Raw genomic sequence first — 21,333 nt, forward strand, 5'->3', positions numbered from 1 at the left:
GGGAGGTCATCGCCCAACCATACCGTCGGCGGTGGGCGACCGAACGCCGGTCGCCGGGCGGAGGCAACCGCACCCGATCTCAGTAGGTGGCCCACTCGCCCTGGGCGTAGCGCAGTATGCGCGGGTCCATCAGGGTTGACGGTGGCAGGTCCAGGGGTTGGCGGTCGATGGGGAACACCGTTGCCGCGCTGAGCTGCTCGGGGCTGAGGAATCGTAACGGGGTCGGGGCGTCCACCATCGGGGCGACGGGCCCGTCGGTTCCGGCCAGGTGAAAGCCCCAGTCGCCGAAGGCCGGGACGTCGACGTGATACGGCGTGGCGGGCAGGCCCGCTGCGCGCATCGTGGATGCGATGCACCAGAACGACTTCGGCGCGAAGTAAGGCGATCCCGCCTGCACCACGACGCGTCCTCCGGGCGCGAGATGGGCGCGGACCATGGCATAGAACTCGGTGGAGTACAGCTTGGCGGTGGCCGAATCGTCGGGGTCGGGCATGTCGACGACGATGACGTCGAATCGCTCATCCGACCCACGCAGCCAGTTGAAGGCGTCGGCGGTCACCACATCTGCGCGCGGGCTGGTCATCGAACCCCGGTTGAGGGCGGTGAGCCGGGAGTCGGTGCGGGCCAGCCGGATCATCTCCGCGTCGAGCTCGACGAGGGTCACGTCGGTGGCGCCGGGGTAGGTGAGAACCTCACGTAGCGCGAGTCCGTCACCGCCGCCGAGGACGAGGACCGACGAGTGCCTGCCCGCCATCGCCGGGTGTACGAGGGCTTCGTGGTAGCGGTGCTCGTCGACCGAGGAGAACTGCAGATCGCCGTTGAGGTAGAGGCGGGTGTCGGCCCCCGCGCCGTTACGGCTCTCGGTGATCACGATGTCCTGGTAGGCGCTGCGCTGCGCGGCGACGATCGGGTCGCGGTAGAGGGCCTGCCGGGCGGTGACCTCGAACCGGGACGACAGCGCCAGACCGGCGATCAGAGCGGCGACCACACCGATCGCCGCCGCGGAGAGCAGTACCAGCTGAGTGCGACGCAACGACTTCCGGAAGATCACGAAGACGAGGAAGCATCCCGCGGCCGCATTCACCAGTCCCACCACCAGGGCACCGCGCAGCTGCCCGAAAAACGGCAGCAACAGGAACGGGAAGCACAGGCCGCCGATCAGCGCGCCGATGTAGTCGACCGCGAACATGTCCGCGACCGCCGCGCCGGCCTCCTGCCGTCGGATCCGTTGCAGCAGCACCATCAGCAGCGGGATCTCGGCACCGATGAGCAGACCCAGCACGAAGGCCACCACGATCAGGGCCGGCGTGTACAGCTCGAGGTAGGCGAAGGCGGCGTACAGCGCCATCACCGACAATCCGCCGAGCAGTGCGAGCAGCAACTCGATGACGGCGAACGACGTGACCGAGTGCGGTTGCAGGGGTTTGGCGGCGAGCGAGCCGATACCCATGGCGAAGACCATCACGGCCAGCACGATCGACGCCTGCGTGGCGGTGTTGCCGATCAGGAACGAACCCAGCGACACCAGGGCCAGCTCGTACACCAGACCGCAGGCGGCACAGACGAACACGACGGCCAGCAGTGCGGTCCGGGCGAACCGCGGCCGTGTGGCCAGCGCGTCGACGGGCGCGTCGGATGCTGCGGCGTCGAATGCTTCGGCGGCTGGTTCGCCGGTGGCGTCGTCGACGGTCATACGGGTACGGGGGAGTGCGGTGCCGGTGTCACAAGATGGACGCGGCGACGATGATCGCCACGCCGATGTGCGCGATGCCCTGGACCCAGACCGCCGGGTGACTCTCCGGATGGACCAGCAGTTCCCCGAGATTGCCGGGGGTCAGCAGGTCGATGACGAGGAACGTCACCGCCATCACCACGAGGCCGATCACCGAGTACACGACGGTGTAGGTGAGGCCCTCGACGAGGCGGCCCTCACTGGCGACGATCGCCGCGGTGACGATGATCGCCACGGCGAACAGGTTGGAGCCCACGAGGATTCCGGCGTTCCGATTGCGGTCGGCCCACAGCTGATGCCGCAGCTTGCCGGGCGTCAGCAGATCGATGATCGCAAAGGACACGATCATCAGGATCACGCCGACACCGGCGTAAGCGCCTGCGGCGTAGGCGTTCTCGACGATATCAGCGAGCATCATCATCTCCGTGGGTTGATCGAGGGGGTTGGTGTCCGGTTGCCGGATCGGGCTGGGTCATTTGCCGCCGCCTCCGCTGCCGCCGCCGCGATTTCCGCTGCCGCTGCCGGAATATCGCGGCGTCGGGACCCAGAAGGCGCCGACGTAGCTGTGGTAGTGGTTGTAGCCCGACCGGTAGTCGCGGCTGAGCATCACGCGGGTCTGACCGGCCGCGTAGGGAAACAGGCCGACGAGGTAGTCGGGGTACTGCAGGAACTGTGTGCCGGCGACGTTGCCTGCACCTGCCGCACCCCCTCGCTGGTCGGCGGGCCGCTCGGCATCGCGGAGCTCGTCGGCGACCTCGGCCGGTGTGCCGTCGGCGATGTAGGCGTCCACGTCACCGTCGTCGAGGGCCGTCTCACGCTGATAGTTCTGCGTGATGTGGTCCCGCGCCGACCCGCCGAGTCCGTCGCCGCGCAGTGCGCGGGTGCCGCATGCGCCGAGGAGCGCGAAGATCGTGACCACGACGATGACGCCGATGATGATGTTGCGGATTCTGTTCAGGCGGCGACGTGGGTCCGGGGTCGGACCGCCGGGCGGCGGCTGGGTCATGGACGGGCAGCCGGGCCGCGGTCGATCGGCCCCCGGTCGATCCGGCTGGAGGTGATCACCACTTCGCCGGCCTGCGGATAGGTGTGCCACGTGTGCCAGGTGACCGTGTTGTCCGACGATTCGGTCACGATCACGGTGACGGCGAGCGGTTCACCGGGGAACCGTCCCATCACACTCGGATGCCCGGTCGCCATCTGCTCGGTCACCCGCGCCGCGAGCTGCTCGACCAGCGCGGCGAACTGATCCGGCGTGGCCTGCTCGATGCGGGACCTGAAGTAGTAACCGCTCTCCTGGAAGCTCTGCGGCAGGGCCGAGGTGACCTCGGGGAGGCAGGCGACCGTCTCGCAGATCCGCTGCGAACCATCTTCGACGAGAACCTGGTGGCTGGCGCCGAGTAGCCGCACCGACACCGAGATGCCGTCGATCTCGCCGTCCTCCTGGGCGAGGGGCTCCTGCAGTGGCGCGCTCAGGGAGAAGCCGAGCTGCGCGGCACTGGTGTCGGCGTAGGTGACGGCCAGCGTGGCGGCCGGGTCACCGAGGTGTTCGGCGTTTTCGGGGAGGTCTGACATGAGGGTGGGGTGTCTTTCCTGATCAGACGTGCGTGCGGGATGGGCGGCGGAGTCGGGCGTGCGCTCAGGGAGTCTCGGGCGCCGGGTTGCTCGGATAGATGCGATAGTCCGCGCGCTGCAGGACCTCGCCGCGCGCGCATTCCCAGCCGCTGCCGTAGTCCTCGAAGGACAGCCGGTCATCACCCGCCTGGTAGTCGTGATAGGCCATCCGGCCCGACGCCGCGAGTCCCGTCGTGCCCGCCGAGGTGAACCGTGCGGTCCCGGCCTCTTCGGATCGGTAGCTCCGTCCCTCGATCTCGACGGTGTCGGCCCCCGGTGTCACCGCGACCCCCGTCAGTTCCTGCCACAGCACGACCTCGAGGTCGGGGTCGTCCTCGACCGAGATCCATGCCTTGGTGCCCAGGCCGGTGTCGAGAAAGTTCTCGGTCCAGGTGTAGCCGTCCTGGGTGAGCCGCACCGTGCCGCGCACGGCGTAGGTCTCACCGCGCAGCTCGACGAGGTCGCTCGGCTTGAGGTTGCGCGGATCGCCGTAGACGGAGTCGTCATCGGCCGAGGAGAACGGGTCGCCCGGGCGGTAGGTGCGGTCGCGCAGGGCGTCGGCCTGGGCCTGCGCCGCCTTGCGTTTGCCGAGGAAGTTGAAGACGACGATCACCGTGATGATCGCGAGCAGCGCGACGATGATGATCAGCAGATACTCCACGCCGCAGACCCTATCGGGATTCGCCAGGACAGTCAGGTCGGCGAGGTGAATGATGCGGTCGTGGCGGTGCCGGTGACGAGCCTACCTTGCACTCGCACTGGTCGAGTGCTAAAAACAAGGTTGGCACTCGCGAGCTGTGAGTGCCAGGTCGGGACGGTGAGACCGGTACCGAGACACACCGGTCGTCCGTCGCGGGCACCGAGTTCCGGCCATACGAACCTAGTGTCACCCCCTTCGGAGGATCACTTACCCATGGCCAAGCAAATCGCGTTCGACGAAGAGGCCCGTCGCGGCCTCGAACGGGGCCTCAACAGCCTCGCCGACGCAGTCCGAGTGACGTTGGGACCCAAGGGTCGCAACGTCGTGCTGGAGAAGAAGTGGGGCGCCCCCACGATCACCAACGATGGTGTGTCCATCGCCAAGGAGATCGAGCTGGAGGACCCGTACGAGAAGATCGGTGCCGAGCTCGTCAAGGAGGTCGCCAAGAAGACTGACGACGTCGCGGGCGACGGCACCACCACCGCTACCGTTCTGGCCCAGGCTCTCGTTCGCGAGGGTCTGCGCAACGTCGCTGCCGGTGCCAACCCGCTGGGTCTGAAGCGCGGCATCGAGAAGGCCGTCGAGGCCGTCACCGAGTCGCTGCTGAAGAGCGCCCGGGAGGTCGAGACCAAGGAGCAGATCGCTCAGACCGCAGGCATCTCGGCCGGCGACCCCTCGATCGGCGAGCTCATCGCCGAGGCGATGGACAAGGTCGGCAAGGAAGGCGTCATCACGGTCGAGGAGTCCAACACCTTCGGCCTGCAGCTCGAGCTCACCGAGGGCATGCGCTTCGACAAGGGTTACATCTCGGGGTACTTCGTCACCGACGCAGACCGCCAGGAAGCCGTCCTCGACGACCCGTACATCCTGCTGGTCTCGGGCAAGGTCTCGACCATCAAGGACCTGCTGCCGCTGCTGGAGAAGGTCATCCAGGCCGGCAAGCCGCTGCTGATCATCGCCGAGGACGTCGAGGGCGAAGCCCTCTCGACCCTGGTCGTCAACAAGCTCAAGGGCACCTTCAAGTCCGTCGCCGTCAAGGCTCCGGGCTTCGGTGACCGCCGCAAGGCCATGCTGGCCGACATCGCCATCCTCACCGGTGGCGAGGTCATCAGCGAAGAGGTCGGCCTGACCCTCGAGGGCGCCGGCGTCGAGCTGCTGGGCACCGCCCGCAAGGTCGTCGTCACCAAGGACGAGACCACCATCGTCGAGGGCGCGGGCGATCCCGACGCCATCGCCGGTCGCGTGGCGCAGATCCGTGGCGAGATCGAGAACAGCGACTCCGACTACGACCGTGAGAAGCTGCAGGAGCGTCTGGCCAAGCTGGCCGGCGGTGTTGCGGTCATCAAGGCGGGCGCGGCCACCGAGGTCGAGCTCAAGGAGCGCAAGCACCGCATCGAAGATGCCGTGCGCAACGCCAAGGCTGCCGTCGAAGAGGGCATCGTCGCCGGTGGTGGCGTGGCCCTGCTGCAGTCGGGTCCGGCCATCGACGCACTCTCCCTCGAGGGTGACGAGGCGACCGGCGCCAACATCGTGCGCGTCGCGCTCTCGGCTCCGGCCAAGCAGATCGCGATCAACGCCGGTCTCGAGCCGGGCGTCGTCGCCGACAAGGTCCTGAACTCGCCCATCGGCACCGGCCTCAACGCCGCCACCGGTGTGTACGAGGACCTGCTGGCCGCCGGCATCAACGACCCGGTGAAGGTCACCCGCTCGGCGCTGCAGAACGCAGCCTCGATCGCGGCTCTGTTCCTCACCACCGAGGCCGTCGTCGCCGACAAGCCGGAGAAGAACTCCGCACCGGCAATGCCGGGTGGCGACGAGATGGGTGGCATGGGCTTCTAGTCCACGCTCTCCCGCTCTCCATCACCACAGGCCGGCCCACTCCTTCGGGGGTGGGCCGGTTTGGTGTATCCGGCCCTGCGGTATGGGGCCTGCGGCACTGCGGAATGGCGAGTGCCGGCGAGGAGTTGAAGGCTGTATGCCTGCTCCCATCACCGTCGACATCTGGTCCGACATCGCCTGCCCCTGGTGCTACATCGGCAAACGCAAGTTCGAGGCCGGCCTCGCCGAATTCGACGGCCGCGACGACGTCGCGGTGACGTACCACAGCTACGAGCTCTCGCCGGATACGCCGGAGGATTTCGCCGGCTCGTCGGTCGATTTCCTGGTGCAGCACAAGGGCATGCCCGCTGCCCAGGTTCGCGAGATGCTCACACGCGTCACCGACATCGCCGCCGAGGTCGGGCTCGCCTTCGACTTCGACGCGGTACTGCAGACCAAGACACTCAAAGCGCATCAGGTGCTGCATCACGCCAAGGCACAGGGCAAGCAACTCGAGTACGCCGAACGTCTGTTCAAGGCCTACTTCGAGCAGGGCGAGCACGTCGGCAAGGACTCTGTGCTCGCCGATCTGGCCGCAGATGTCGGGCTCGATCGGGACGAGGTCCTGGAAGTGCTGGCATCGGGCCGGTACGCGGCGGACGTCGACGCCGACATCGATCAGGCCCGCGCGTACGGCATTTCGGGAGTGCCGTTCTTCGTGCTCGACGGCCGGTACGGCGTCTCCGGCGCCCAGTCACCCGAGACGTTCACCGAGGTGCTCGCGAAGGTTCGCGCCGAACGCAGCGATGCCGAAGAGTCCAGTCATGTCTGAGCCGCACCCGCAGTTCGAGATGATCGGCGACGCCGACGCGGCGGTGTGCGTGGACGGGGTGTGTGCGGTCCCCGGTGTCGAGACCGCTGCTGAGGACCAGACCGAGGACTGACCGCGCAGGTTCGGTGTGTGGGCCGCGGGGGTGAGTGGGTAGACCTGCGCCATGCAGACGTTCCTGCCCTACGCGGACTTCCGTCGATCCGCAGAGGTTCTCGACGCCGCACGGCTCGGTAAACCGCGGGTGGAGACCCTGCAGATCTTGCGGGCGCTGGAGTTGTTCGACTACGGCTGGGGCAACCACCCGGCGGTCACGATGTGGCGCGGTCACACCCCCGCCCTGGTCTGCTACGGCCTCGCGTTCGTCGACGTGTGGACGCGCGAGGGACGCGCGGACACCACCGCGCCGATGATCGCCGAGTTCGCGCCCGACGTCGCCGACCGCTCACAGTCCGAGCTCACCGCCGAGGGACTGATGCCGCCGTGGCTCGGCGATGAGCGTCTCCATCGGAGCCACCGGTCGGCATTGTTGCGCAAGGATCCGGATTTCTACGCCGCGGAGTTCGGGGACACACCCGACGAGCTCCCGTACTTCTGGCCGGGGCCGCCCGTCACGGCGACCCGAGTCGAGACATCCGGGCGCAGAGTGTGGGTGATCAGGCCGACGTCGCCCGACCAGTATGCGGAGTTCCGGTAGGTGCACAGGTGTTCCACGTGATCGCGGCGTGTGTCGCGAAGACGACGCCGGGGTCGTCGGCGAACAGTTTCAGCGCGCCGATCGTCGTGGTGCCGGCGAAGAGCTGGAACGACAGCACCGAGCGGATGGAGGTCTCGGCGAGCGCCCGCTGCTGACGGCCGGCCCAGCGGTCCACCTTCTCGCTGTCGGTAGCCGACTCCGGACTCCAGGTCAGCGCGGAATGGCGTATGTGGTATATCGATCCCAAACTACGACCTGCCAGCCATGACGTAACTCCACGCGGCTCACCACTCCATGGCCGTAGCATTGACCCTTGAAGAAGAGGGTCACGCTGGTGCGGGCAGAGAGACTGTGAGCGTCTCCCTCGGGGAACCGGAGCACCCCCGCCATGGCGTCTTCCAAGGAGTACGCTAGGCCGTCCACGTGTCGCAGGGTGCTCCCTGGAGTGTCGAAACAACCGTTGTCCTTGCGCAGTGCGGCATCGATGGATCCAGACCTCTGTCCCCTCGCGGTGAGACGGATCTCCCGCGAGACTCCCGCCATCAGTGCGAACTCGTGAGGGTCGAAGCTCTCACCCTCCAGGTATCCGATGACCTGGGCAGCAACCATGGCCGCGTTCGCCTTTACAAGCTGAGTCTCGTCGGCGGTGAGCGCCAAACCACTGCGTCGTGAGGGAGTGTCCTTCTCACGTCGGTGACCCGCCCGGTCGAAGCGGTACGGAGCGTCGCTCCAGTCGTGGGCGTTGATCTCGGCGGCCATGTGCGCGGCCAGGAAAGAGAGGGTCATCGGAACTCCTAGTGTCCTAGCGTGCGGCAGAGCGCATCCCTTGATGTGCCACACGGAGAGCGGTGCGCTCTCGAACTAGGAGAGTACATGAGGAGTCCAGGTTGAGCGGCGCCTGCAGGCAGGGTCGGGGAAGTCAGGGCTGTGCACGGGTCGGGCTATCCGCTGCTCCGCAAGAACAACCGCCCTCGATCGATTCGGTGCCTCTAGCTGCGGTCACCGAGATTCTTCTCGAGGATTGTCGCGGCTCGGTCGGTGTCAAGGAGCTGACGATACTCTGACTTGGCAATATCGCCGAGGTCGCTAACCGAGGATGCTTCGATTCGGATGGGCGCCTGCCATGGCTGCTCGTGAGTATGTAGCCAAGCTGTATTAAGTTCCGGAACGAAGTGCGCCAACGCGCTAAAAGTAGGCCATTTTCCCGCGACGGGAATCCGCGAATTGCGTGTCGGGTCATGACCTTTGGGTAAGGAGAACTTCATATTGACCTGTCCCGGTGCGAGCGCTGTGAGGCTAGCTGCCATGCTCCAAGGCATGACGAAGCCGGGATCTCCGTGGAAGCGCATGGGCGTCTCGCTGCAGCCTGTAGCCCGGACCATGTGCCCGCCTACAGAGGCAACTTCCTCCCTCGTGACAACTGACGCCATTGCGCCGACAAACCGCCCGCCAAGATCGGGCATATGCTGCAGGTCGAGGAACGTCTTGGTATATGCGCGGTGCGCGTCAGCGTCCCCGATCCAGCCCGTCCCGACAGCGGTACGGTCCTCGACAATCCCATTACTGATTTCAACGATTTGAGGTGCAGGGCCACGGGTGGTCAGCAGAAAGCTAGTCGACGCATCCTTTACTGTTGCCTTGCTGCGTGTGTAGTCAAGCAGGCCCGTTTTTATGTCATTTACGGTGTTGCCGCGCAGGTCGACAACTGCGCGGATTGCATTCTCCGGATTATCACCCGCGAAGCCGACAGCGACATTGTCGTTGACGATGACGACCTTCTGCAGGGGGTTGACCAGAGCATGCCTTGTCAGCTTCTCATCGTTGCGGTGCGTCATTTTGGTGTCCGCAAGCAACATAACTCGACCGGCATGATGGTCAACAATCTTCGCGATCACGAAGGTCATCAGATCGCGCTTCCCTAGGTCAGTCGTGTTTCGTACGGACTCGGTCGGTGCGGCGGCGTGGGTGGGACTGCTGCACGGATAGGTGACAGTTGGGGTGTTATGCCGCGGCAGCGGCGGTGTTGATCATTGCTTCGAACTCGACGGGCGTCAACCGACCGAGACGGGCTTGTCGGCGCCGGCGGTGGTAGGTCCGTTCGATCCAGGTGACGATCGCAATCCTCAGCTGCTCACGGGTGTCCCAGCGTTGGCGGTCGAGGACGTTGCGTTGCAGAAGCGCGAAGAAACTCTCCATGGCCGCGTTGTCCCGGCAGGCCCCGACTTTGCCCATCGACCCCGTTAGTCCATGAGTGTTCAAGGCGTGCTGGAACTTTCGGGACCGGAATTGCGATCCTCGATCGGAGTGAACGATGCAGCCGGCGACTTCACTGCGACGGGCGACAGCGCTATGCAGTGCCGCCACGGCCAGCCGCGACTTCATGCGGGAATCGATGCTGTAGCCGACGATCCGTCGGGAGTAGACGTCTTTGATCGCACAGAGGTAGAGCTTGCCCTCGCCGGTGTGATGTTCGGTGATATCGGTGAGCCACAATCGATTCGGTCTGTCGGCGGTGAAATTGCGTTGGACCAGATCGTCGTGAACTGGTGGACCCGATCGGCGGCCGTTGCGGCCTCGCTTCTTTCCGAATGCCGACCACCAACCGTTGTCGCGGCAGATTCGCCACGCAGTCCGCTCGCTCATCGGCTCCTTGACCCGCTCTGCTTCGCCGGCGAGGAACCGGTATCCGAACTCGGATCGTCTCGATGGGCATCGAATAGGGCATTCGCCCGGTACGCCGCGGTCAACTCTGCGGTGGTGACTGGATTGGCCATCCATCGGTAGTAGGGATGGCGGGAGAGCTTGAGGACCCGGCACGACACCGCCACGGGAACCCCGTCGGCGGCGAGCTCTCTCACGAGCGGGTAGAGCCTTTTCCCGGCAAGTTCGCCTGGGACAGATACGCCGCGGCGCGACGCAGCACCTCGTTCTCCTGCTCGAGTAACCGGATCCGTTTGCGGGCCTCGCGCAGTTCAGCGGACTCGGTCGAACTCACGCCTGGGCTGCGGCCCTCTTCGATGTCAGCGCGTCGCATCCATTTGTGCAGCGTCATCGGGTGCACCCCGAAGTCGTTGGCGACCTGCTCGATCGTGACGCCGTCTCCACGGTCACGGGCCACTCGGACCACGTCGTCACGGAACTCCTGGGGGTACGGCTTGGGCACAGCTACATCCTTCCCGACCGCCCGAAGGCAAGCCAGATCAGATGTCACCTATGCGTGCAGCAGTCCCGACAGGCCATCGCTCGACGGGTTATCCACAGACTTCCTCGACGTTCCACCAAACAGGCGAACCTGTTGCGAGCCAGTGCTTTCACCGGTCGCCACGTGCTAGCCTCGCCTTCTTCGGGCCGAGGTCTGGGAGAGCCGATGAAACTCCACTCGCTGGCGGGCACTTGCTTCGCCGTCATGTTGGTTACGTCCGCGTGCGGCATCGACAACCCTGTCCCTGACATCGCCCGTGGGGGAGATTCGTCAGGTGGGTCGAACTGCGCGACCTATGAGGGTCCGAACCTGACTGCGCAAGAGTTTCGCGCGCAGATTGTGGAAGCTCACTATGAACGTGAAGAGCTTCTACGAAAGTACAAGTTCCCGGGTGCTGCGGAGATGAACAGCAACCCTGAGTCGAGCGTGGACCTCACGATAGATCAAGTGAGGTCAGAGATCCCAAATGCGCCGGCCGGCTCATTTCAACGACACTTCGAGTTCGTATGCGAGTGGATTGCTGAAGAGTCGAGCACGGAATGTGCGCTGGCACCGGACGAGGCCAGGGGAAAGGCTGCCGAGCAGATTGAGCAGATGAAGAACGATCCCAAGAATCAGGGCATCGACGTCGTTGGCTACGCCAGAGAGCAAAACGAGCTACACAATAGGTATCTGGTTACCTTTATCACGACGCCACTTAGTACCTGTGCACAGGCTCGCGCCGCTGGAACGACAATCGCTGGGATGTACAGCGGCGATGGTATGGAAGTCGATGACAATACACGATTTGTTGTCGAGTCATCAACGATCGTGTGTCCTGATGAAGCCGGTGAGCTTCCGGCCGCTCCAGCCGACTGCGGTGAAACGTCTCTGGAGAGCGTATCGAAGTCGGGGGCGATCAGAGTTGTCGCTGGCGATGTCGACTGCGACGACGCAACGAAGATCATCCGTGAATCCTGGACGCGGCTGCTGGCCATAGAACAGAAGATCATCGTCTACGAAGTCGATGGTGCGGAGTACACCTGCGGAATGGCGGGAGTCGGTGAGTCTGCAGAAGAAGGCTACGACTATAAATGCGAGACCGCGGGTAACGACAAGACCATTACCTGGTCGGCGAACTAAGGAGCGGTTGTGCGGCAGTTTAAGTATCCCAGTCTAACGCTCTTGGTCGTCGCACTTCTCCTGGCCGGGTGTGGTGGGGGAGATACCAGCTCGACGCCGGACCGAGGGGGGAACGCGGCCGGGGGTTTAGGCATACCAGTGGAGTCGCAATGTGTGACCTACGAAGGTCCAAATCTCACGGTGGATCAACTCCGACAACAGCAGTTGGAGCTTGCGCAAAAACAGATCGCTATCGGTCAGAAGTACGGCATGCCTGGCTTTAATGACATGGGCGACCTTGCGGAGAGAGAGGCGTCCGGGTTTTACGATACGCTCGCGGAAGAGATTCCGCGGTCGCCTGCGGGTTCGTTCCAGCGATACACTGAATTCCTGTGCGATCCAGGCCATTTCGACCCGGCCCTCGTGAAGCTGGGTCGTGATGGAGCTGATCAAGCTCTGGAACAGCTTGAGAAAATGAAACAAGACCCGCAGTATGCGCACGTCGACTTCGATGCTTACGGCAAGGAGGTCGTCGAAGTAACCGACGAGTATGTGGTCGTCAGGGTGGCTCTTCCTCTTGTTGTATGTGCGGGCGCTCGTGCGAGCGGAGAGTCTGTTGCCGCCATGGGAGCCGAGGAAGATCAGGAAGCGGCTGCGCTGCGACTCTCGGTCATGGGCTCGAAGATTCTATGCCCGGATGTGGCTGGTGAAGCGCCTCCGATCCCTGTCGACTGTGGAGAACTGGCGCTGAACGACTCAGGTGAGAAGGGCACGATCGAGGTTCGTGTCGGCGAGGTGGACTGTGACAAGGCAAAGCAAGTCATCATCGACTCTTGGAAGCAGCTCGTAGCGGAAGGGGCTAAAGGCGTCTATTACGAGGTCAATGGCGTGACCGAGTATGCGTGCAATATCGCTGGCGCGGCGGTGTCCGACTCGGCGGGCTACGACTATAAGTGCGACAGTCCGATGGGCGACAAGGTCATCACCTGGACCGAGAACTGAGGAGAACGTATTGCGACACTTCAAGTACATCTGCCTGCTGATCGTTGCTGCTGGCTTCATCGTGACCGGCTGCGGGGGTGGTAGTGACATTTCGAGCCCTACAACTGTGGCGACCCAAGACCCGCAGGCTTCACTCGAGGACGCGGCACGGGAGTGGTCGGAGTCTTTCTATGGTGGTGACGGGGTAGAGGCATACGCCCTGTTCACCGATGAGTGCAAGCAAGACCTAACGGAAGACCAGTTCAAGGCCATGTCGGACTTCAACGACAGCGAGCCGACTCGGGAACTCCAGCATGTGGATGCCACCGTTAAGGGGAACACCGGGACGGTGGATCTGCACTTCAATGACACGAGTCAGAACGACACTGGGATGCCTTGGGTGCTCGTCGGTGAAGAGTGGAAGACATCCGACTGCACGATGCGGGAGTGAGTCGACGCTTCGAGTGGCTGGGCGCTCCCGTCACCTCTCGCTCCCCGTCGTTCGGCGTGGTCGCGCCCAGCCGGTGTTGAGACTACCAGGGGTTCGAACGTATGTGCGTACCGAACTGGTTGTCCTGGTCGCCCCGGCGCGGGAGTAGGTTTAAGTCGAGTCCGCGACGATACTGGGTTCGTGGGGTCACTCGACTGGGGAACGCTGCCGGCATGGCTAGCCGCTATCGGAACGGTGTCTGGCGTGTGGGTGGGACTGCTGCACGGATAGGTGACAGTTGGGGTGTTATGCCGCGGCAGCGGCGGTGTTGATCATTGCTTCGAACTCGACGGGCGTCAACCGACCGAGACGGGCTTGTCGGCGCCGGCGGTGGTAGGTCCGTTCGATCCAGGTGACGATCGCAATCCTCAGCTGCTCACGGGTGTCCCAGCGTTGGCGGTCGAGGACGTTGCGTTGCAGAAGCGCGAAGAAACTCTCCATGGCCGCGTTGTCCCGGCAGGCCCCGACTTTGCCCATCGACCCCGTTAGTCCATGAGTGTTCAAGGCGTGCTGGAACTTTCGGGACCGGAATTGCGATCCTCGATCGGAGTGAACGATGCAGCCGGCGACTTCACTGCGACGGGCGACAGCGCTATGCAGTGCCGCCACGGCCAGCCACGACTTCATGCGGGAATCGATGCTGTAGCCGACGATCCGTCGGGAGTAGACGTCTTTGATCGCACAGAGGTAGAGCTTGCCCTCGCCGGTGTGATGTTCGGTGATATCGGTGAGCCACAATCGATTCGGTCTGTCGGCGGTGAAATCGATCGTGACGCCGTCTCCACGGTCACGGGCCACTCGGACCACGTCGTCACGGAACTCCTGGGGGTACCGCTTGGGCACAGCTACATCCTTCCCGACCGCCCGAAGGCAAGCCAGATCAGATGTCACCTACGCGTGCAGCAGTCCCAAGCTTTGTGGACGGATCATCATAGATGATGATTGGACGAGAGCAGGTTGCGATCGAACGATCGGTGTGCTAATCGGTAGCCGAGTGCGTTACGAGTGCGACAATGTCGCGACCAATTTGGGGGCGCTGGACTCCTCCATCGCAATGATCGCGACTCTTCGATAACAGTCTGTCCGGCGTCAAAGTCCAGTACCCCAACTCTGACGGGTAGCAGTTGTTGTGAGTTGCTCCGCTAGGCCGCCGATTGTTAGGAGATGACCGACCGGTTGTCGTGATCGCGTGGCAGCAATGAGGCGCGCGACCATCGATTGTGCCGTCCATTCTTGTGGTGGTAGTGATCCTAGGCAGACTCTGAGAAGCTCGGCTGCCTCGGTGTTGTCAAGGGCTGCGTCGAGACGTGGTGCTTGTCCAGCACGGATAGCCGTAACCGGCCAGAGATCGCCGTGGTCTGTGCGCTTCAATATGAGGTTCGTGAGGTCGGCTATTGCGCTCTCGACGAGCTGCGCATCCGATGGGTCAATAGCGCCGGCCATGTCGCCGAAGACAGGGCGAATGAGTTCTCCAATCGAGGTCTTGGCCTGGGGCCCGGGGAGTTGCACCTTCCACATGTCGACGGTGCGCTGGAGGTCCTCGGGGGTGTAGTGCCCTGGGACACGGCTTGATCCATACTGTCCGTGGTAAACGAGAGTTTGGGCGATCGCTCTTCGCTCTCCACTAGATTCTAGTGCTCTGCCGATCTCGTTGCGAATGCGCTGACTGTCGAGTGTCCTTCTGCTGGAGGCAATTTGCAACGCCGCGGCGATGGTCTGCGGTTCCTGCGGAAACGGGCCTTGAAGGCAGCGCAGGGCGACGTCGATGAGGCGAGTCTGGTCGTAGGGCCTTTCGGCGGCGAGGCCGTCGTCGAGCAGGTAGGCGGCAAGTTCGGGGCCCGCAGGACATAGCCATGCCGGCCAGCGGTTCGCATCATCACAGTGCTCAACGATGTCGATCAGCATCTCACTGCGGTGCCGGCTGTCGGTCGCGAGCTTGCCCGCCGCAAATAGCCAGGCGTTTCGCCAGTGAGGACTCAGCGCTGTTATCTCGAGGTTGGAGCGAATTTCGGCGTCGCTGCCATCAACGAGTCGTCGTCCGGCCATCAACTCCTGCAGGCTGCGTACGTCGAACGAGACAGTGTCGTTCTCGTCCGCGGTGAGGAGCACGAGCCGTTGCGTAGCGACAGCAAAGATCCTTCCCGCGAATGCTGTCGCCGTGTCCTCGTCATGTCCTCCCTCGCGCATGTACTGCGCGGCAAGCGCTGAAAGCTCGGATCGGGGCATCTTAGGGACCACTTCGTCCGTTGTTTCGCAACGAATATGTAGTACCGCACCGACCATCTGGTGTAGTTCAATGATCGCTGTGCGGTGATCGCGAAAGAACGTCCTATTGGCGGTGTTCTTGTTCGCTTCGCGCCTGAATACCGTGTCGAAGTAGTTCCAGAAGAGCTGATACCGAGTTGTGGGGAGTGATCCGGAGCCTCCAAGGATGATGGTCAGGATCAACACCTGCAGCGGGGTCTTGAGTAGGCGTTCGATCGATGGGTTCTTGATGGCATCGCCAAATTGGGCGAGCACGTGGTCACGATGGGGCACATCGTCGCTGAGACGTTGCGCCGTGATGTGCTGAGCGTAGAGGAGCGATTCTTGAGGGGTGAAGGTGTCAAGGTCGATCTGATCGAAGTGGTCGGGAAGCAGACGCTCGGTGTAGCCGGTTCTTCGGGTAGTAATGATCATGAGGAGGTCGGCCTCCTGGCTGTCTGCCCAGTCCAAAAGACTGCCGATCTCATCGACGATCCGTTGACGGTGTTGAGGCATGGTGACCTCGTCAAATCCATCGAATATCAGCAGGGTCGGCCAAGCCTTCATCCATCTAGTCAGGGAGGCTGGTTCAACTGCAAGGTCGGTATTGCTGGTGACGACGGTGGCCAGCCACCGCTTTATACCCGGCCCGCCTTCAGGGCCCATGTCGCTAGCCATGGTGGCTAGATCGACCCGTAGTGGCCATCGAGGGCTCTTCGGGCTCCTGACTTCGATTCGTTCGAGTGACTCGTTGGTGCGGTTGATAATCTCCCGCACTCCGGCCTGGTTGGCTTCGTGACGGGCAAAGTGCGCGCGATAGACCTGGGTGATGTACTTGGCCACCGTGCTTTTGCCGTTTCCGGGTGCACCAGTGATGACAAGGTGACGAGGGTGCGGGGACTGCCATACCGATGGCCGAGTGACTTGGTCTGCGCGCTCGATGATCCGCGATAGAAGCGAGTGGACTCGGCGACTGTCGTAGATAGCCGGGAGATCGACGATGGCGCCGTCGATCTGATGGCGGGTTTCGGGGGTATCGCCAGCTTCGTCGAACCGTAGCCATTGCTCGTGGCGGAGGGTGTTTTGAGCGTGGTCCACGAGCAGAGGGGCAAGTTGTTCGGGATCGATTACGCCGGGGAGAAGTGTCGTCAACCGCGTGAGCAAATCACCGACCGTGATCAGAGCGGGGAAGGCGTCCCGGATGGCCGTTTGATCGGACACGAGAGCGTTGAGGGTGTCGCGGTGCCACACATATGCGTTGCGTAGCCCACGAATCCGCAGACTTTCTGCTGGCTCGCCGTACGCGTCAAGTCGATGCTCATCGAGTTTCGTAGCGATATACCGGTTGATCTGGTCCACGCCCCCCGCGTCGTCCTCGGCCGACAGCCTCGCGTTGGTCACGAACAGCAGGTTGTCGGGGAGTTTGCTTCGTCCGCCCGCGGCCCAGTCATCCAGCTCGCTACGGATCTGCCCCTTGAGCCATCCGAGATCCTGCGCCGGGGGTCCGACGCGTTCGCGTTGTTTGGCCTGGACGACCGTGTAACCGGTCCACCGTTGGCTGGGTCCAGTCTTCTTGTCTAGGATCTCTGGCCATTCGATGACGCCGGTGTAGGTGGCTTCGCGGCCGCCGTCTCTGCCCGACCCGTACACGGCGACCTCGGGACCAATCAGTTTGACGGCGAGGGCTACTGCGAGCTGCTCGAATGCACGTGGCCCGAGTTCTTCGAATGCCCAGTCACTAGCCATCTATGGGAACTTACCGCCTCTAGTGGACACAGCCACTTCGGTGGACGATTGCGGCGCCACCGTCAAGGCGCTCGCCTAATCGCTTCAGCAGGCATCATGGGTAGTTCGAGAGCAGTATGCCGCTGGAGTCGGCGTTGCACCTCGGTTCTCTTGCTGCGGAGGAATGAGGGGGTGAGATCGATCCCTTCGATTTCGCCGAGCCAGTTTTCGGTGTGGGCACGGTCTCGGCGTTCGAGAAGGTTGGCTTCGATGTCGTCGAGGCGCGGAGCATCTTGGGGTCGACGTGGAGCATGGGGCAGCGGATACAGGCGTGTTCGTGGCTGCATGGCTGGCGTAGGGGCGGCCACAACCTCCCAGTTCGACGTTGCGTTTGTCGAAGTGCGCTTCGAACTCGACCCAGTCGGCGGCGGTGACGGGCGGGTACTCGTCCGGAGGACGTAGCGCGCGCGGGCGTTGTAGATGGGCTTGGTAGTGGCGGGTGACGTCTTCGTTGAACACGGCGACGTAGCCGCGGGTGGTTTCCAGATCGAGATGCCTGAGCAGGGCAGCGCCGATGTGGATGGGTAGGCCGTTGTTGACCAGTTCGGTGGCGAACGGGCGGCGGGAGTCGTGGGGTCGGAAGTGGATTCCGTCGAAGCGGCCTCTCAGCGAGGGAGCCTGGCGCCGTCCGTCCGGTGGTCTATGACCGCTCCAACTCACTGGATGGGCGCTCCGCGCCCATCCTCTCCGTTCGAGTCGCCCTCATCACCCTCCGCCGCACTCTCCCTGGCTACCGACTCCCAATGCGCTATGTGCTCGCGATCGGCTTGCTCCAGACTCTTCTTCAAGGCATTTCTACCAAACTGGGTTGCGGAAAATACCACGGATCCACCTGTTGGGCCGTCAGCTCGGCTCATTACGCCTAACTGTTCTAGCCGCTCACCTACTTCATAATGGTACTCACCCGGCCGGGTCGTGAATGGGCTATTAAATACGACGTCCTGGAGTGCCATCCGAGGGAGGGTGGCGCGAATCTGGGCCGAAACTCGTTCCATTGATAATTCCTTCTTCGGTCGCTTAGTTAAGAGCCCCGCAACCGCCGAGACAATAACTCCGACGAGCGCACTAAGGGCAGCGGCCATGGCGACCGTAGCTGCGTACTTCCCGTCCGTCGATTCGCCGTCAAGAACGACAACAACAAAGGCAGTGACCGCACCTCCGAACCCAAACACCGGGATAGTCAAGTGGGAATACTGCGCGATTCTCTCCCTTATCCCCGCCCATAAGCCTCGCTGGTCCGCCGCCACTCGACGATCAAAGTCAACAAGCTCGCGCGCGATGGCGGCCTCAACTACCCTTCTCTGGTCCATCTCCGGCGACATTTTGTCATGGATATCAACCAGGTTCTTCAAACGCTCATGAGGGGTCTTTCGAGCATTTCGTGTCGAAACATATGCCGCGATGAGCGCGAACGCCAGCGGTGCCAGCACGAACCGAACCCAGTCAGTCCACGTCATTCCCATGCGAAGTAGTATCACCCAAACGATCAGCGCTGCCGCGACACCAAGCCCTCCCGAACCCGCGTCGCTCCCGCAAAATCCCGACTGCGGGGTTGCGTCCGGGGTGGTTGCGTCGAGCTGCACTGCTGGCAGTACGGCAGGTGCAGCGTGACCCTGCCCGGCTGCGCCGTCACCTGGATCGGAAGCGGCTACGCCGCACTGGGAACAGTCCTGGTCCCGGTTCGCTTTGCACCTCCGATCGTATGTCTTCCACCCGCGCCCACCAAGGCGCGAAATTCTTTTCGCCGCAAGCGGACGAGTTCACCAGCCGACCCGGACCCTCGTGCCGCACCGACGGCCCGTCGAGTGGACGGGCACCCTGGATCGGGCCGACGTCACCCCGCCGGCACTGCTGCAGAATCCCCGGACGATGTTCCCGGTCCCGGTGGCAGGCGAACACGCACTCGGCTGACCGCACACCGGGCCGATGCTTTTCCGTCGGACGTCTGACACGATGAGGCACGTGACTGCGACCCCCGGCGCGCCCAGCCCGATCGCGAGCCTGCCCAACCTGCGCGACGTGGGCGGATGGCCGACGGTCGACGGGCGGGTGGTGCGTTCGGGCATGTTGTTCCGGTCGACCGATTTCTCCTCGCTCGACGCCGCCGACGTGGCCCCGCTCGAGGCGCTCGGCCTCCGCACGATCTTCGACCTGCGCTCAGCGCACGAACGTGAGGCCATCCCGGACCCCGCGTTGCCCGGCGTCGCCAACATCGGACTCGACGTCCTCGCCGACGCGCAGATGTCGATTCCGGCCAACATCGGTGCGGTGCTCGCCGACCCGGCCGTCGTCGCCCAGGCCGACGAGGCGCTGTCCGGCGGCAAGGCCCGCGACATGATCTGCGGGACCTACCGCGAGATGATCACCCTGCCGAGCTCGACCGCCGCGTACACCGAGTTCTTCCGGGGTCTGGCCGGTGACACCCCGACCCCGGCGCTCGTGCACTGCACCACCGGCAAAGACCGAACAGGTTGGGCCGCAGCCGCTTTCCTCACCCTGATGGGGGTGTCGAAGGATGACGTCTACCGCGACTACCTCCTCACGAACGAGCGCCTGATCCCCGCGCTCAAGCCCATCTTCGACGGCTTCGCCGCAGCCGGGGGAGACCCCGAACTCCTCGTCGGCGTCCTCGGCGTCGACGCCGGTTACCTCGACGCCGCGTTCGACGAGGTGCACGTGCGCTTCGGCGGGATCGAGGGCTACTTCGACGATGCTCTCGGGCTCGGCGCCGACGAGCAGGAGAAGCTGCGCGCGCGATTCCTCAGCACCTGAACCCGGCGCTCGGCTCGACTGCCGACTGGCCTGCGCGAAGCAGGCTGTCTCTCAGCGGAACACGATGCACGTCGTGGTGCCGTGCGCGACGAGCTTGCCGTCGTGCGAGAAGACCTTGCCCTCGGCGGTCGCGGTGGTGCGTCCGGCGTGGACGACGGTGCCCACCCCGGTGAGTTCCCCGGCATCGACGGCGACCGAGCGGATGTAGTTCACCTTCAGTTCCAACGTCGTGTACCCGACGCCGGCGGGCAGTGTCGTGTGCACGGCGCACCCCATGACCGAGTCGAGCAGGGTGGCGCAGATGCCGCCGTGGACGGTTCCGAGCGGGTTGGCGAAGTCGGGTTGCGGCGTGACCGCGAAGGTCACCGATCCCTCGTCGATCTGTTTGGGGACCATGCCGAGCAGCCGGCCGATGCTGGGGCGGTCGGCTCCGGCGCCGCCGGCCTGCCACGCCCGCAGGAGTTCCAGGCCCGACATCGCTGTCGGCTCGGCGTCGGCGTGTGAATCTGTGGAAGTCGTCATGACTATGCATGGTTGCATACTCCGCTGCGATTATGAAGGCCTGCATAGGTCGGGCCGGGCGCCCGGTGAATCGGACAGTTCGACGCCGCCCTATGTAAGCTGGCATAGAAGCTCGGTAGTTGAAGTCCTGCATAGGAGTTGTCCATGGCGACACACCCCGCCGAGTCCGTGACCACCGGTTCTGGCGAACGCGGTCCGCGCGAGCGCATGATCGTCCACGCCGCGGACCTCATCGGGCGTGACGGTGTCGCGGCCACATCCATCGGTGACGTCATCACGGCGAGTTCGGCCCCGCGCGGTTCCATCTATCACCACTTCCCGGGCGGCAAGACCGAGCTCATGACCGAGGCCGTGCGCTACGCGGGCGAATTCATCGCCGAGCGGATCGGTCGTCGCACCACGATGACACCGGCCGAGACGGTGCGCGAGATCGGCGGAGTGTGGCGTCGACTGCTGGTCAACACGGACTTCCAGTTCGGGTGCCCGGTCCTCGCCGGTGGTCTCGCCCGGCGCAGCGAGCCCGCGGTCGCCGATGTCTCCGCCGAGGTCCTCGACCGCTGGCGTGAGGTCGTGACCGCCCGGCTCATCGTCGACGGAGTCGAGAGCGACCGGGCCGATTCGCTGGCCAACCTCACCATCGCGGCCGTCGAAGGCGCTGTCGGGCTCTGTCAGACGCAGCGCAGTGTCGAACCGCTCGATCGCGTCATCGCCGAACTCGCCGCACTGTGCGACGCCGCGGTCGATCGGCGCTGATCGTCGGGGGCGTTGGACCGGCGTCCGGTTCGTAGTAGGTTCACGGTGTCGTCCCCGCCGGGGTGAAACGACCTGCGGTGAGTGGGCCGCAGT

The 21,333-nt window shown here is 63.9% G+C and carries 21 protein-coding genes and 2 pseudogenes; 9 read left to right on the forward strand and 14 right to left on the reverse strand.

The features are described 5' to 3' along the window. Positions 1-79 precede the first annotated feature (79 nt). The 5 genes from H1R19_RS02985 to H1R19_RS03005 form a co-directional block, all read right to left on the reverse strand. On the reverse strand, positions 80-1,693 hold the full coding sequence (locus H1R19_RS02985) for a polyamine aminopropyltransferase (RefSeq protein ID WP_219850531.1): 1,614 nt from the start codon (positions 1,691-1,693) through the stop codon (positions 80-82). Positions 1,694-1,721: 28 nt separating this feature from the next. Continuing rightward, on the reverse strand, positions 1,722-2,147 hold the full coding sequence (locus tag H1R19_RS02990) for a DUF350 domain-containing protein (RefSeq protein ID WP_219850532.1): 426 nt from the start codon (positions 2,145-2,147) through the stop codon (positions 1,722-1,724). A gap of 57 nt (positions 2,148-2,204) precedes the next feature. Further along, entirely contained in the window at positions 2,205-2,738 is a 534-nt protein-coding gene (locus tag H1R19_RS02995) for a DUF4247 domain-containing protein (protein ID WP_188329374.1), read from the reverse strand. Beyond that, positions 2,735-3,307, reverse strand: a complete 573-nt coding sequence (locus tag H1R19_RS03000) for a DUF2617 family protein (RefSeq protein WP_188329375.1) — start codon at positions 3,305-3,307, stop codon at positions 2,735-2,737. The genes H1R19_RS02995 and H1R19_RS03000 overlap by 4 nt, the downstream gene beginning before the upstream one ends. Before the next feature lie 64 nt (positions 3,308-3,371). Further along, a complete protein-coding gene (locus H1R19_RS03005; RefSeq protein WP_188329376.1) occupies positions 3,372-4,007 on the reverse strand; it encodes a DUF4178 domain-containing protein in 636 nt (211 codons plus the stop codon). A 252-nt stretch (positions 4,008-4,259) separates the two neighbouring features. On the opposite strand from H1R19_RS03005, the gene groL reads away from it, so the two are divergent. From groL to H1R19_RS03020, 3 genes are all read left to right on the forward strand, one after another. Next, positions 4,260-5,885: a chaperonin GroEL gene (groL, locus tag H1R19_RS03010; RefSeq protein WP_188329377.1), complete on the forward strand. Its 1,626-nt coding sequence runs from the start codon at positions 4,260-4,262 to the stop codon at positions 5,883-5,885. 136 nt (positions 5,886-6,021) lie between these two features. Then, positions 6,022-6,696, forward strand: a complete 675-nt coding sequence (locus H1R19_RS03015; protein WP_219850533.1) for a DsbA family oxidoreductase — start codon at positions 6,022-6,024, stop codon at positions 6,694-6,696. A gap of 163 nt (positions 6,697-6,859) precedes the next feature. Beyond that, on the forward strand, positions 6,860-7,390 hold the full coding sequence (locus H1R19_RS03020; RefSeq protein WP_219850534.1) for an MSMEG_6728 family protein: 531 nt from the start codon (positions 6,860-6,862) through the stop codon (positions 7,388-7,390). On the opposite strand, the gene H1R19_RS03025 is transcribed toward H1R19_RS03020, so the two are convergent. The 4 genes and pseudogenes from H1R19_RS03025 to H1R19_RS03040 form a co-directional block, all read right to left on the reverse strand. Continuing rightward, a complete protein-coding gene (locus H1R19_RS03025) occupies positions 7,350-7,565 on the reverse strand; it encodes a hypothetical protein (protein WP_219851872.1) in 216 nt (71 codons plus the stop codon). The two genes, H1R19_RS03020 and H1R19_RS03025, sit on opposite strands and share 41 nt — an antisense overlap. Before the next feature lie 35 nt (positions 7,566-7,600). Next, complete coding sequence (locus H1R19_RS03030; protein ID WP_219850535.1) at positions 7,601-8,176, reverse strand: hypothetical protein; 576 nt, start codon at positions 8,174-8,176, stop codon at positions 7,601-7,603. 203 nt (positions 8,177-8,379) lie between these two features. Then, a complete protein-coding gene (locus H1R19_RS03035) occupies positions 8,380-9,294 on the reverse strand; it encodes a hypothetical protein (protein WP_219850536.1) in 915 nt (304 codons plus the stop codon). 97 nt (positions 9,295-9,391) lie between these two features. Further along, positions 9,392-10,553: pseudogene (locus tag H1R19_RS03040) on the reverse strand (IS3 family transposase). Positions 10,554-10,757: 204 nt separating this feature from the next. Here H1R19_RS03040 and H1R19_RS03045 point away from each other — a divergent pair. The 3 genes from H1R19_RS03045 (at position 10,758) to H1R19_RS03055 (ending at position 13,125) form a co-directional block, all read left to right on the forward strand. Beyond that, entirely contained in the window at positions 10,758-11,714 is a 957-nt protein-coding gene (locus tag H1R19_RS03045) for a hypothetical protein (protein ID WP_219850537.1), read from the forward strand. Positions 11,715-11,867: 153 nt separating this feature from the next. Next, positions 11,868-12,695, forward strand: coding sequence for a hypothetical protein (locus tag H1R19_RS03050; protein WP_219850538.1), 828 nt, complete (start codon positions 11,868-11,870; stop codon positions 12,693-12,695). Between the two features lie 10 nt (positions 12,696-12,705). Beyond that, a complete protein-coding gene (locus H1R19_RS03055) occupies positions 12,706-13,125 on the forward strand; it encodes a hypothetical protein (protein ID WP_219850539.1) in 420 nt (139 codons plus the stop codon). Between the two features lie 285 nt (positions 13,126-13,410). On the opposite strand, the pseudogene H1R19_RS03060 reads toward H1R19_RS03055, so the two are convergent. The 4 genes and pseudogenes from H1R19_RS03060 to H1R19_RS03075 all read right to left on the reverse strand — a co-directional run. Next, positions 13,411-13,944 (reverse strand): annotated as a pseudogene (locus H1R19_RS03060) (IS3 family transposase); the annotation flags it as partial. Between the two features lie 309 nt (positions 13,945-14,253). Then, a complete protein-coding gene (locus H1R19_RS03065) occupies positions 14,254-17,154 on the reverse strand; it encodes an NACHT domain-containing protein (RefSeq protein ID WP_219850540.1) in 2,901 nt (966 codons plus the stop codon). A gap of 84 nt (positions 17,155-17,238) precedes the next feature. After that, positions 17,239-17,853, reverse strand: coding sequence for a tyrosine-type recombinase/integrase (locus H1R19_RS23440; RefSeq protein WP_219850541.1), 615 nt, complete (start codon positions 17,851-17,853; stop codon positions 17,239-17,241). Then, on the reverse strand, positions 17,850-18,656 hold the full coding sequence (locus H1R19_RS03075; protein WP_219850542.1) for a hypothetical protein: 807 nt from the start codon (positions 18,654-18,656) through the stop codon (positions 17,850-17,852). Before H1R19_RS03075 ends, H1R19_RS23440 begins: the two co-directional genes overlap by 4 nt. A gap of 319 nt (positions 18,657-18,975) precedes the next feature. Between H1R19_RS03075 and H1R19_RS23335 the strand changes: the two genes are divergently transcribed. Both H1R19_RS23335 and H1R19_RS03080 read left to right on the forward strand, forming a co-directional pair. After that, positions 18,976-19,104 carry a hypothetical protein gene (locus H1R19_RS23335; RefSeq protein ID WP_257865659.1) on the forward strand — a complete coding sequence of 43 codons (129 nt, stop codon included), beginning with the start codon at positions 18,976-18,978 and terminating at the stop codon, positions 19,102-19,104. A gap of 51 nt (positions 19,105-19,155) precedes the next feature. Next, positions 19,156-19,965 carry a tyrosine-protein phosphatase gene (locus H1R19_RS03080; RefSeq protein ID WP_188329379.1) on the forward strand — a complete coding sequence of 270 codons (810 nt, stop codon included), beginning with the start codon at positions 19,156-19,158 and terminating at the stop codon, positions 19,963-19,965. Between the two features lie 51 nt (positions 19,966-20,016). On the opposite strand, the gene H1R19_RS03085 is transcribed toward H1R19_RS03080, so the two are convergent. Then, positions 20,017-20,505, reverse strand: coding sequence for a PaaI family thioesterase (locus tag H1R19_RS03085; protein WP_188329380.1), 489 nt, complete (start codon positions 20,503-20,505; stop codon positions 20,017-20,019). 126 nt (positions 20,506-20,631) lie between these two features. Between H1R19_RS03085 and H1R19_RS03090 the strand changes: the two genes are divergently transcribed. Then, complete coding sequence (locus H1R19_RS03090) at positions 20,632-21,240, forward strand: TetR/AcrR family transcriptional regulator (RefSeq protein WP_188329381.1); 609 nt, start codon at positions 20,632-20,634, stop codon at positions 21,238-21,240. The last annotated feature ends 93 nt before the right edge of the window (positions 21,241-21,333 follow it).

This window comes from Gordonia jinghuaiqii (genome assembly GCF_014041935.1).
GTDB classification, from domain to species: Bacteria; Actinomycetota; Actinomycetes; order Mycobacteriales; family Mycobacteriaceae; genus Gordonia; species Gordonia jinghuaiqii.